The 11,579-nt window shown below is 69.6% G+C and carries 14 protein-coding genes; 8 read left to right on the forward strand and 6 right to left on the reverse strand.

Translation table 11 applies throughout. The features are described 5' to 3' along the window. Positions 1-273 precede the first annotated feature (273 nt). Positions 274-1,803, forward strand: a complete 1,530-nt coding sequence (locus AC0KS4_RS19025; RefSeq protein ID WP_238956664.1) for a DEAD/DEAH box helicase — start codon at positions 274-276, stop codon at positions 1,801-1,803. Positions 1,804-1,818: 15 nt separating this feature from the next. Beyond that, positions 1,819-3,045, forward strand: coding sequence for an Rv3212 family protein (locus tag AC0KS4_RS19030; protein WP_225329911.1), 1,227 nt, complete (start codon positions 1,819-1,821; stop codon positions 3,043-3,045). A 59-nt stretch (positions 3,046-3,104) separates the two neighbouring features. On the opposite strand, the gene AC0KS4_RS19035 is transcribed toward AC0KS4_RS19030, so the two are convergent. Beyond that, positions 3,105-3,905, reverse strand: coding sequence for a ParA family protein (locus AC0KS4_RS19035; RefSeq protein ID WP_225329910.1), 801 nt, complete (start codon positions 3,903-3,905; stop codon positions 3,105-3,107). A 113-nt stretch (positions 3,906-4,018) separates the two neighbouring features. Here AC0KS4_RS19035 and AC0KS4_RS19040 point away from each other — a divergent pair, with 113 nt between their 5' ends. The 3 genes from AC0KS4_RS19040 to AC0KS4_RS19050 all read left to right on the forward strand — a co-directional run bounded on the left by AC0KS4_RS19040 (position 4,019) and on the right by AC0KS4_RS19050 (position 6,353). Beyond that, positions 4,019-4,609 carry an acid phosphatase gene (locus tag AC0KS4_RS19040; protein WP_225329909.1) on the forward strand — a complete coding sequence of 197 codons (591 nt, stop codon included), beginning with the start codon at positions 4,019-4,021 and terminating at the stop codon, positions 4,607-4,609. Positions 4,610-4,776: 167 nt separating this feature from the next. Next, entirely contained in the window at positions 4,777-5,874 is a 1,098-nt protein-coding gene (locus tag AC0KS4_RS19045) for an isochorismate synthase (RefSeq protein WP_225329926.1), read from the forward strand. Beyond that, positions 5,871-6,353: a GNAT family N-acetyltransferase gene (locus AC0KS4_RS19050; RefSeq protein ID WP_238956665.1), complete on the forward strand. Its 483-nt coding sequence runs from the start codon at positions 5,871-5,873 to the stop codon at positions 6,351-6,353. The genes AC0KS4_RS19045 and AC0KS4_RS19050 overlap by 4 nt, the downstream gene beginning before the upstream one ends. On the opposite strand, the gene AC0KS4_RS19055 is transcribed toward AC0KS4_RS19050, so the two are convergent. Next, positions 6,305-6,736 (reverse strand): hypothetical protein, encoded by a 432-nt coding sequence (locus tag AC0KS4_RS19055; protein ID WP_238956666.1) that lies wholly within the window; start codon positions 6,734-6,736, stop codon positions 6,305-6,307. The two genes, AC0KS4_RS19050 and AC0KS4_RS19055, sit on opposite strands and share 49 nt — an antisense overlap. Positions 6,737-6,821: 85 nt before the next feature. Between AC0KS4_RS19055 and AC0KS4_RS19060 the strand changes: the two genes are divergently transcribed. Further along, entirely contained in the window at positions 6,822-7,787 is a 966-nt protein-coding gene (locus tag AC0KS4_RS19060) for a diacylglycerol/lipid kinase family protein (protein ID WP_225329906.1), read from the forward strand. 281 nt (positions 7,788-8,068) lie between these two features. After that, positions 8,069-8,323: a transcriptional regulator WhiB1 gene (gene whiB1 / locus AC0KS4_RS19065; protein ID WP_036467351.1), complete on the forward strand. Its 255-nt coding sequence runs from the start codon at positions 8,069-8,071 to the stop codon at positions 8,321-8,323. Between the two features lie 60 nt (positions 8,324-8,383). Here the strand turns inward: whiB1 and AC0KS4_RS19070 are convergent, their stop codons facing one another. Further along, positions 8,384-9,883 (reverse strand): sensor histidine kinase, encoded by a 1,500-nt coding sequence (locus AC0KS4_RS19070; RefSeq protein ID WP_225329905.1) that lies wholly within the window; start codon positions 9,881-9,883, stop codon positions 8,384-8,386. 51 nt (positions 9,884-9,934) lie between these two features. Further along, on the reverse strand, positions 9,935-10,150 hold the full coding sequence (locus AC0KS4_RS19075) for a biotin/lipoyl-binding carrier protein (protein WP_225329925.1): 216 nt from the start codon (positions 10,148-10,150) through the stop codon (positions 9,935-9,937). A gap of 275 nt (positions 10,151-10,425) precedes the next feature. Here AC0KS4_RS19075 and AC0KS4_RS19080 point away from each other — a divergent pair, with 275 nt between their 5' ends. Continuing rightward, positions 10,426-10,500 (forward strand): 50S ribosomal protein bL37, encoded by a 75-nt coding sequence (locus AC0KS4_RS19080; protein ID WP_085976515.1) that lies wholly within the window; start codon positions 10,426-10,428, stop codon positions 10,498-10,500. A gap of 6 nt (positions 10,501-10,506) precedes the next feature. On the opposite strand, the gene rsrA is transcribed toward AC0KS4_RS19080, so the two are convergent. Then, positions 10,507-10,821 (reverse strand): mycothiol system anti-sigma-R factor, encoded by a 315-nt coding sequence (gene rsrA / locus AC0KS4_RS19085; RefSeq protein ID WP_225329904.1) that lies wholly within the window; start codon positions 10,819-10,821, stop codon positions 10,507-10,509. Further along, positions 10,818-11,480, reverse strand: a complete 663-nt coding sequence (locus tag AC0KS4_RS19090; protein ID WP_225329924.1) for a sigma-70 family RNA polymerase sigma factor — start codon at positions 11,478-11,480, stop codon at positions 10,818-10,820. Before AC0KS4_RS19090 ends, rsrA begins: the two co-directional genes overlap by 4 nt. Between the last annotated feature and the right edge of the window lie 99 nt (positions 11,481-11,579).

Below are 11,579 nucleotides of genomic sequence, written 5' to 3' on the forward strand. Positions count from 1 at the left end.
AACACTGTAGTCGGCGGGCTTGGCGCAACATGGGGCCAGCGTTCGACCAGCTATCATGTAGCTAGATGGCGGCTGTATTTGTGCCAATGTTCTTCCCACGCCGCTATCGGCGAAATGTGCGTGCACAGCAGGCCCGCCCGGGCTGGGACCACCCAGACTGAGCCGGAGCCCGCGACTCGGCGACGTATTCGGAGTCGGAACTCGTGCGCGCGTGACCGCGACAGAGAAACACCGACTCAATCCGATACGTCCCGAGAGGCTACCTACCCACGCATGACCACACTGACCAGCACAACTGAACTGACCTTTGCTCAACTCGGCGTCCGCGACGAAGTCGTGCGGGCGCTCTCCGAAAAAGGGATCGAAAGCCCTTTTGCCATCCAGGAGCTGACCCTGCCGCTGGCGCTCGCCGGCGACGATCTGATCGGCCAGGCCCGCACCGGCATGGGCAAGACCTTCGCCTTCGGGGTGCCGCTGCTGCAGCGCATCACGTCCGGCTCCGCCGAGCGGCCCCTCAACGGCACACCGCGCGCGCTGATCGTGGTGCCCACCCGCGAGCTGTGCCTGCAGGTGACCGATGACCTGGCGCTCGCGGCCAAGCATCTGACCGCCGACGGCGGCCGACGGCTCTCGGTGGTTTCTATTTACGGCGGCCGTCCCTACGAGACGCAGATCGAGGCGCTGCGCGCCGGCGCCGACGTCGTGGTGGGCACCCCGGGCCGGCTGCTCGACCTGAGCCAGCAGGGTCACCTGCAGCTCGGTGGGCTCTCGGTGCTGGTGCTCGACGAGGCCGACGAGATGCTCGACCTCGGCTTTTTGCCCGACATCGAGCGCATCCTGCGCCAGATCCCCGTCGCCCGGCAGTCGATGCTGTTCTCCGCGACGATGCCGGACCCGATCATCACGCTGGCCCGCACCTTCATGAACCAGCCCACCCACATCCGGGCGGAGGCGCCGCACTCGGCGGCCACCCACGACACCACCGCCCAGTACGCCTACCGGGCCCACGCCCTGGACAAGGTGGAGCTGGTCAGCCGGATCCTGCAGGCCGAGGGCCGCGGCGCCACGATGATCTTCACCCGCACCAAGCGCACCGCGCAGAAGGTCGCCGACGAGTTGGCCGAGCGCGGTTTCGCGGTGGGCGCCGTCCACGGCGACCTCGGACAGGTGGCGCGCGAGAAGGCGCTCAAGGCTTTCCGGACCGGCGACATCGACGTGCTGGTGGCCACCGACGTGGCCGCCCGCGGCATCGACATCGATGACGTCACCCACGTCATCAACTACCAGATCCCCGAGGACGAGCAGGCCTACGTGCACCGCATCGGTCGCACCGGCCGCGCCGGCAAGACCGGCGTCGCCGTCACCCTGGTGGACTGGGACGAGCTCACCCGCTGGGCGCTGATCGACAAGGCGCTGGGGCTGGACAACCCCGAACCCGCCGAGACCTACTCCAGCTCGCCGCACCTGTACGAGGAGCTGAGCATCCCCGCCGAGGCCGGGGGCACGGTGGGCGCGGCCCGCACGGCGCAGGGCGCGCGCCGCACCGCCGAGCGCGCGGCCCAGAAGCCGGGACAGAAATCGGAGAAGACCGCGCGCCGGTCCGGGACGCGGCGGCGCACCCGCGGTGGCCAGCCGGTCAGCGGGCACCCGTCGGGCAACGGCGCCGCGAGCAGCAACGGTGAGGCGACCGCGGAAACGCCGGCCGGCTCGCCGCCGGGGAACCCCGGCTCCAGCCGTCGCCGCCGTCGGCGCCGCAAGCCGGCGGAAGCCTCCGCCGCGGCCCCCACCGCGCAAACCAACTAACGCACCGCGCCCCGCATGGTCAGACCCGAGCGCCGGACCAAGCGCGACATCCTGGCCGCCGCGGCCATCGCGGTCGTCGTCGCCGTGGCCGCGGCCCTGATCTGGTGGACCAGCGACGCGCGGGCGACCAGCAGCCGACCGGCCGCCGTCCCGGCACCCAACCCGAGCCCGGCCCGGCAGGTGCCGGCCGGCCTGAAACAGCTGTGGACCGCCGCCAGTCCGGCCACCACCGAGCCGGTCGTGGTGGGCGGCGTGGTCGTCACCGGTGCGGGCGTCCGGATCGACGGGCGCGATGCCGGCACGGGCCAGTCCCGCTGGAGCTACGCCCGCGACACCGCCCTCTGCGGAGTCTCCTGGCTGTACCGCTACGCCGTCGGGGTTTATCGGGACGATCGCGGCTGCGGGCAGGTGAGCACCCTGGACGGCTCCACCGGCCGCCGCGGCCCCGCCCGCAGCGGCTACGCCGACCCGCGGGTGCGGCTCTCCTCCGACGGCATGACGGTGTTGTCGGTAGGCGACACCCACCTGGAGCTGTGGCGCTCGGACATGGTGCGCATGGTGGCCTACGGCGAGACCGACGCCCGGGTGAAGCCGTCGGCGCGGGGCCTGCACTCCGGCTGCAAGCTGATCTCGGCCGCGGCCAGCTCGACCGCCGTCTCGGTGCTGGAGAGCTGCGCGAACCAGGCCGACCTGCGCCTGGTGCTGCTCCGGCCCGGCAAGGACGACGACGAACCCCAACAACACATCGTGGCCGAGCCGGGGATCGCGCCCGATTCGGGCGCCCGGGTGCTGGCCGTCCGGGACAACGCCACCGCGGTGTACCTGCCCGCGCCCCAGCCCCGGATGGACGTGATCGACGAAACCGGCGCCACCGTGGCGAGCACCCTGCTGCCCAAGCCGCCGTCGCGCGCGGCGGCGGTCTCCCACGCCGGCAGCCTGCTGACCTGGTGGACCGGCGATTCGCTGATGGTTTTCGACGTGAACACCCTGGCGCTGCGCTACACCATCGCCGCGGGCGACAAGGCGGCGCCGTTGGGGCCGGGAGTGATGATGGCGGGTCGGCTGCTGGTGCCCGTCACCGGCGCGATCGGCGTCTACGACCCGGTCAGCGGCGTCGGCGAGCGCTACATTCCGGTGGACCGCACGGCGAGTGCCCCGCCACCGGGAGCGGCGGTGATCCCCGCCGTGTCGGGTTCTCGGATCTTCGAGCAGCGCGGCGACACCGTGGTCGCCCTGGGCTGAACGCTCAGGTTGCCGCGGCAGTTCAGCACGCGCCCGGCTCACGCCGCCCGCGGTGGGAACTACACCTCGACGGCGAACGTCGGCAGTGGCTTACCGCTCTTCCAGTGCTTGAGCAGCGCCGCCGCCAGCTCGCCGTAGGCCGACGCGCCCTTGTTCTTGCGGCCCGCCATCACCGACGAACCCGAGGCGCTGGCCTCCGCGAAACGCACCGTGCGCGGAATCGGCGGGGCCAGCACCGGCAGGCTGTAGCGGTCGGCGACGTCGAGCAGCACGTCGCGGGTGTGGGTGGTGCGCGAGTCGTACAGCGTCGGCAAGGCGCCGAGCAGGCGCAGCTCCGGGTTGGTGATCTGCTGGACATCGGCGACGGTGCGCAGGAACTGGCCGACGCCGCGATGCGCGAGCGTCTCGCACTGCAGCGGCACGATGACCTCGTCGGCGGCGGTCAGCCCGTTGAGGGTGAGCACGCCCAGCGACGGCGGGCAGTCGATGATCACCACGTCGAAGTCGTCGCCGAGCTTGGCCAGCGCGCGCTTGAGCGCGTATTCGCGGCCCGCCCGCATCAGCAGCATCGCCTCGGCCCCCGCCAGGTCAATGTTGGCCGGTAGCAGCGCCATTCCCTCCGCCGTCTCGACCAGCGCGGCGTTGGGCTCGACCTCGCCGAGCAACACCTCGTGCACGGACACCGGGAGTTTGTCGGGGTCTTGGCCCAGCGAGAAGGTCAGGCAGCCCTGCGGGTCGAGGTCGACCAGCAGCACCCGCTTCTTCTCCTCCACCATCGCCGCCCCCAGCGAGGCAACGGTGGTCGTCTTGGCGACGCCACCCTTCTGGTTGGCCACCGCCAATACCCGGGTCCTACTCACCAGCCGCCCGCCCCTCCGCATCGCCGCGCGTTCACAGTGCCATCCTGGCATGTTCGTCCACCATGCGCTTGGGCCCAGCGGCCACCGCATGTCGTCCGGCAGAATCATTCGGTATGGGCTTGCACGATCACCGTTTGGTGCTGCTGCGCCACGGCGAGACCGAGTGGTCGAAATCCGGCCAGCACACCGGCCGCACCGAGGTCGAGCTGACCGACGCCGGCCGGGAACAGGCGCAGCTGGCCGGCAGGGCGCTGGGTGAACTGAAACTTGTTGACCCGCTGGTGATCAGCAGCCCGCGGCGACGCTCGCTGGTCACCGCGGAGCTGGCCGGGTTGTCCATCGACGAGGTGACAGAACAGCTCGCGGAGTGGGACTACGGCTCCTATGAGGGCATGACCACCGAACAGATCCGGGAGTCGGTGCCCGACTGGCTGGTGTGGACGCACGGATGCCCCGGCGGTGAGAGCGTCGCGCAGGTCAGCGAGCGGGCCGACGCCGCGGTCACGACGGCGCTGCGGCACATGGAGTCGCGCGACGTGGTCTTCGTCAGCCATGGCCACTTCTCCCGCGCGGTGATCACCCGCTGGGTCGAACTGCCGCTGGTCGAGGGCAGCCGCTTCGGCATGATCACCGCCTCGATCGCGGTCTGCGGGTTCGAGCACGGGGTGCGGCAGTTGCGGGCGCTCGGGTTGACGGGACAGTGAACCGCGAAGACGACGATACGCGCCGCGCAGCGGCGCGAGGAGGAGTCGAGCATCTGAACGCCGAAGACGACGATACGCGCCGCGCAGCGGCGCGAGGAGGAGTCGAGCATCTGAACGCCGAAGACGACGATGCGCGCCGCGCAGCGGCGCGAGGAGGAGTCGAGCATCTGAACGCCGAACCGCCGTTCGTGCTGTGCGGGCCGACGCAAACCCTGATCGCCGACGGCGTGCTGCGGCGCTACGGCGACGTGGGCGCGGCGCAGGCGGCGCTGCGGTCGAATCAGGTGCCGATTGTGTTGGGCGCGTTGCCCTTTGATGTCAGCAGCCCGGCCGCGTTGCTGACGCCGCACGCCGTCGATGTCACAAAGGGCCCCCCGGACTGGCCTACGGGCGCCCTGCCGCCGGTGCGGGTGGCCGCGGCCCTCCCGCCGCCGGGTGACTACCGCGACCGGGTCCGCCGGGCCCGCGATCAGCTCGCCGCCGCGGACAACCCGCTGCACAAGGTGGTGTTGGCCCGCGCCTTGGAGCTGGTGGCCGATGCCCCGATGGACGCGCGGGCCGTTTTGCGTCGGCTCGTCGCGGCGGACCCTACCGCCTACGGCTACCTCGTCGATCTGAGCGCCGCCGGCGACGACTACGCGGGCGTGGCCCTGGTGGGCGCCAGCCCCGAACTTTTGGTGGCGCGCAGCGGCGACCGCGTCGAGTGCCGGCCGTTTGCCGGGTCGGCCCCGCGCGGCGCCGACCCCGACGCCGATGCCGCCAACGGCGCCGCGCTGGCCTCCTCGGCCAAGAACCGCCACGAGCATCAGCTGGTCATCGAGACCATCCGGGCGGCCCTGGAGCCGCTGTGCGACGACCTGTCGATCGCCCCCGAGCCGCAACTGAGCCGCACCGCGGCGGTCTGGCACCTGTGCACGCCGATCAGCGGACGGCTGCGCGATACCTCAACGAGCGCAATCGATTTGGCTTTGGCGCTACACCCCACCCCGGCCGTCGGGGGCGTCCCGACCAAGGCCGCGGTCCAGCTCATTGCCGAGCTGGAGGGCGACCGCGGGTTCTACGCGGGGGCGGTGGGCTGGTGCGACGCCCGCGGCGACGGCCGCTGGGTGGTGTCGCTGCGCTGCGCGCAGCTGTCGGCGGACCGGCGCAGCGCGCTGGCGCGGGCCGGTGGCGGTATCGTCGCCGAATCCGATCCCGACGACGAAGTCGCTGAGACCACAACGAAATTCGCCACGATACTCAACGCCCTGGAAGTCCAACGATGACCGCAGACATCCGCCGCGCCGCGCCGCACGACGTCGCCGCCATCACCGAATTGATCCACGCGCTGGCCGAATTCGAGCACGCCGCCGATCAGTGCACCGTCACCGAAACACAAATCTCCACAGCGCTTTTCGGTGACCGCCCGACGGTGTACGGGCACGTGGCGGAGGCGGACGGTGAGGTCGCGGCGACGGCGTTGTGGTTCGTCAACTTCTCCACCTGGGACGGCGCGGCGGGCATCTATCTGGAAGACCTGTTCGTGCGCCCGGGATTTCGCCGGCGCGGGCTGGCCCGGGCGCTGCTGGCGGCACTGGCCGGCGAATGCCTGCAGCGGGGCTATACCCGGTTGTCCTGGGCGGTGCTGAACTGGAACGCCGACGCCATCACGCTCTACGACGGGATCGGCGGGGAACCGCAGAACGAATGGACCACCTACCGGCTGTCGGGGCCGCGGTTGGCGGGACTGGCGGAGTCGCCCTGACCACCGGCGGCCCAGCGCACCGCGGCGGGGCTGAACAGCAAACCCAACACGACCAGCGCGACAACCCCCGCCGGGATCCCGAAGCCGGGCTGGTGTGATCCGACCGCGAGGTACCACGCCACCGGCAGCAAGAGCAGCTGGGTGATCACGGCCAGCCCGCGACCCCAGCGCTTGCCGAGCATCAGCGCGCGCCCCGCGGCGATCACTCCGGCGCCGACGAGGACGAACCACCCGGCGGTGGCCAGACCGTTGGCCACATGCTGGTCGGCCCCGGCGATCCCGCGCACCACCAGGACCACGGCCACGACCAGCGCGGCCACGCCCTGCGCCGCGACGATGACGCCGGCGCGGCGGACGGCGGTCGGGGCGGCTGGCGGCGTCACAGCGCCAGCGTAGTCAGGGTGGCCGCCCATCCCCCGCGGTTCCCCCACAGCGCAGCCTTAACCGGCCCGCCTAAGCTCGTGATTCATGCGGGCCGTGCTGATCGTCAACCCCACAGCCACTTCCACCACGCCGGCCGGTCGCGATCTGCTGGCCCACGCCCTCAAAAGCCGGTTGCAGCTCAGCGTCGAACACACCAACCATCGCGGGCACGGCAGCGAACTCGCGCAGAAGGCCGCCGCCGACGGCGTCGACCTGGTGGTCGTGCACGGCGGCGACGGCACGGTGAGCGGCGTGGTCAACGGTCTGCTCGGTCGCCCCGGAACGCTTCCGAGCGGGCCGGTGCCGGCGGTGGCCGTGGTGCCCGGGGGTTCCGCGAATGTGCTGGCGCGATCGCTGGGCATCTCGCCGGATCCGGTCGCGGCCACCAACCAGCTCATCCAGTTGCTCGACGACTTCCAGCGCCACGGCACGTGGCGCCGCATCGGCCTGATCGACTGCGGCGAGCGGTGGGCCGTGTTCAACACCGGCATGGGCGTCGACGCCGAGGTGGTGGCCGCGGTGGAGGCCGAACGCAGCAAGGGCGGCAAGGTCACCGCGTGGCGCTACATTCGCGCATCGGTGCCGGCCGTGTGGGCCTACACCCGCCGCGAGCCGATGCTGACGCTCGAACTTCCCGGCCGCGAACCCATCTCCGGCGTGAGCTTCGCGTTCGTGTCGAACTCCAGCCCGTGGACGTTCGCCAACGAGCGGCCGGTGTGGACCAATCCCGGCTGCAGCTTCGAGTCGGGGCTGGGGGTGTTCGCGCCGACCAATCTGAAGTTGGTCCCCACCCTGCGGATCGTGCGGCAGATGTTCGCAAAACGGCCCACGTTCGACTTCAAGCACCTCGTCACCGAGGACGACCTGCCGTGCGTGCGAGTTACCTCGACCGGAGGCGCCGTCGCCTGCCAGTTCGACGGGGATTATCTCGGCGTGCGCGAAACCATGACGTTCAAGTCGGTCCCCGACGCGCTGGCGGTGGCCGCGCCTCCTCAGCAAAAACGTCGCTGAACTGCGGCAACGCCGGGGCTGTGGCGCACGCAACAAAAAGCTGCACCGGGAGTGGCCCGTGAGTGTAGTACAACGGAGTAAGGGCTTGACTACGAGATGATCAAAGTGAGATAGCCCACGAGCGAACTCACACTATTGACATCTGTTGAGCCTGTGAAACGATCAAAAGGTTGCATGCAGAAATTTACGTAGGGGTGCGGCCCCTTTTCTTCTGCACGCGTTTAACAGCCGAAGAAAATAGCCGTGCGCCTTGCTGCGCACTCAGTAAGGAGTAAAGACGTATGGATTGGCGCCACAAGGCGGTCTGTCGTGACGAAGACCCGGAGCTGTTCTTCCCGGTGGGGAACAGTGGTCCGGCGCTCGCGCAGATCGCTGACGCGAAACTGGTCTGTAATCGGTGTTCGGTGACCACAGAGTGCCTCGGCTGGGCCCTGAACACGGGCCAGGACTCGGGCGTCTGGGGCGGCATGAGCGAAGACGAGCGGCGTGCGCTGAAGCGTCGCAACGCCCGGACGAAAGCCCGCAGCGGGGTTTAACCCAGATAACGCAAAACGGTGCGGCCTCGACGATTGTCGGGGCCGCACTCTTGCGTCTGCCTACAACAGCATTCGGGTCCGTCGGCCGATCGGGACGCGCAACACCACGTCGGTGCCGCGGGCCGCGGACTGGCTCATCCCCAGGGTGCCGTCCAGTTCCGCCGAGACGAGCGTCCGCACGATCTGCAGCCCGAGGCTGTCGGAGGTCTCCAGGCTGAATCCGTCCGGCAGGCCGCGGCCGTCGTCGTGCACCACGACGTCCAGCCAGCGCGCGGAGCGCTCGGCGCGGATCGTCACCGAGCCTTCCTCGACGGCCGGGTCGAAGGCGTGCTCGATCGCGTTTTGCACCAGTTCGGTGATCACCATGATCAAGGCGGTGGCCCGGTCGGAGTCCAGCACGCCCAGATCGCCGACCCGGTTGATGCGGATCGGACGGTCCACCGAGGCCACGTCGTTCATGATCGGCAGGATCCGGTCGATGACCTCGTCGAGGTTGACCTGCTCGTCCACCGACATCGACAGGGCGTCGTGCACCAAGGCGATCGACGACACCCGGCGCACCGACTCGATAAGCGCCTCGCGACCCTCCGCGTTGACCGTGCGGCGGGCCTGCAGGCGCAGCAGCGCCGCGACGGTCTGCAGGTTGTTCTTCACCCGGTGGTGGATTTCGCGGATGGTGGCGTCCTTGGATATCAGGGCCCGGTCGCGGCGCTTGACCTCGGTGACGTCGCGGATCAGCACCGCGGCGCCGGCGCTGGCGCCGTCGACCACCAGCGGCAGCGTGCGCAGCAGCACGGTGGCTCCCCCGGCGTCGACCTCCATGCGCATGCTGCGCCCCCCGGCCACCAGGTCCCGCACGTGCTCGGCCACTTCCTGCGCCTCGAACGGATCCGAGATCAGCGGGCGCGTGACCTCGATGAGGTTGTGTCCCTCCAGGTCGGCGGTCAGGCCCATGCGGTGGTAGGCCGACAGCGCGTTGGGGCTGGCGTAGTCGACGACGCCCTTGACGTCGAGGCGGATGAAGCCGTCGCCGACCCGGGGGGTGGAGCGCGACATCACCACGTCGCCCGCGTCGGGAAAGGTGCCCTCGGCGAGCATGTGGACGAGGTCGCCGGCGCACTGCCGGTAGGCGATCTCCAACTGGCCGGACGCGCGGTCGGCGGCCACCGCGGTCTGATGGTGGGTGAGCACGGCCACCACCTGGCCGCCGTACCGCACCGGGGACGCCTCGACGTGGGTGCCCGGCAACCACGAATTCTCTTGGCCCGCAACGTTATCCCGCTGTGCGGTGCCCGACGCGAACGTCTCGGCGACGAGGGTCAGGCGGCCGGAGGCGATGGCGGTGCCCACCGCGTCGGTCTGGAGCACCGTGGGCGCGGTATTGGGCCGGCATTGCGCCACGCACACCAGCACGCCGTCGTCGCGCCGCACCCACATCAGGTAGTCGGCGAACGACAGATCCGCCAGCAGCTGCCACTCGCCCACCACCGCGTGCAGATGGTCGACCGCGTTGCCCGGCAGCATGGTGTGTTCGGCGAGCAGATCACCGAGAGTTGACATCGCTTACTCCCCGGGTCGTTCCCCGGCGGCTGGTCGAAGGGGCCTGACCGGCTAGCTGATCACCGCGATGAGGTCGCCCGCCTGAATGACGTCGCCCACCGACACGCTCACCTTGCTGACGGTGCCACCGACCTCGGCAAGGACGGGGATCTCCATCTTCATCGACTCCAGCAGCACCACGGTGTCGCCTTTGCCGATCTGGTCACCCTCGTTGACAACGACTTCGAGCACGCTGGCCACGATCTCGGCGCGCACATCCTCGGCCATCTTCACCCCACTCGTTTCGGCCTCTGCGCAGGCTGGCTGCTGGTCATCGCCGGTTGTTGGTCCATCGCTGGATCTTTGGTCCATCAAGGTTCTACCAGGCTCGCCTACATCGAACCACAGGGCCCGCCGGGACCGCGGCGCGCGGCCCCCGACGGCCCCGCATGCGGGCCGCACCAGGGCGAAGACAATGCGCGGCGCGTCTCGTGAGAGACTGGACGGCAAGCCAACCGGCGCCAGGCGCCTGGTTTGACAAGCAATCAACGGAGGTTCGACCCATGGCCAAACGAGGCCGTAAGAAGCGCGACCGCAAGCACAGCAAGGCCAACCACGGCAAGCGACCCAATTCCTGAGGGACGCTACTGCGTACCCCGCATGATGGTGGTGCGCCGGATCTCGAGCCGTAGCCGCTCTCGCAGGCCCTCCGGGGCCCTTTCGCCTTTGCATTTGGTGGCGATCAACGCCTTGATGCGCTCTTCGAGGCCGTAGTGCTTGAAGCAGCCGGGGCACGCCTCGAGGTGCTGGCGCAGTTGTTCGCGGGTGTCCGGGCCGCATTCACCGTCGAGCAGCAGCCAGACCTGGCGGATGACCTCCGCGCAGCCGACGCTGCCGTGGGACTCGTCGTTGGGGCAGGCCTCCGGCGAAGCACCGCCCTGGCCGGCGAACTCGCTCATGACGACACCTCCTCGTGCGCCTGCTGACCGCGGTTGAAGCCCCGCTCCTTGGCAACGTCGGCCAACAGGCCGCGCAGTTGCCGTCGGCCGCGGTGCAGCCGTGACATTACCGTTCCGATCGGCGTATCCATGATTTCGGCGATTTCCTTGTACGGAAATCCCTCGACGTCGGCGTAATAGACCGCCATCCGGAATTCTTCCGGCAAGGCCTGCAGCGCGTCTTTGATCTCGGAGTCCGGCAGCGACTCCAGGGCCTCCACCTCGGCCGAACGCAGCCCGGTCGAGGAATGCTCGGCATTGGCGGCCAGCTGCCAGTCGGTGATTTCCTCGGTCGGATACTCCGCCGGCTGGCGCTGCTTCTTGCGATAGCTGTTGATGTAGGTGTTGGTCAGGATCCGGTACAGCCATGCCTTGAGATTGGTGCCGGCCCGAAAAGAGCGGAAGCCCGCGTACGCCTTCACCATCGTCTCTTGCAGCAGGTCCTCGGCGTCGGCGGGGTTTCGCGTCATGCGCAGCGCGCCGCCATAGAGCTGGTCCAGCAGGGGAATCGCGTCGCGCTCGAAGCGCGCCGTCAGTTCGGCGTCCGTCTCTTCGGGCGCCACGGGCTCGGTAATGGACGGCGTTGCCGCGCCATCGCGGCCATCTAGAGAATCGGCCATGTCGCTTAATCCGGTCCCTTCTGCTGCGGTGTTACCGGAAAGCACCGAAAGCGCCACCGGACTCGCAAGGACGCCAGCCAACTGCTCCTCGCCTAACAG

Source organism: Mycobacterium sp. NTMscope_MAC_12, assembly GCF_976985675.1.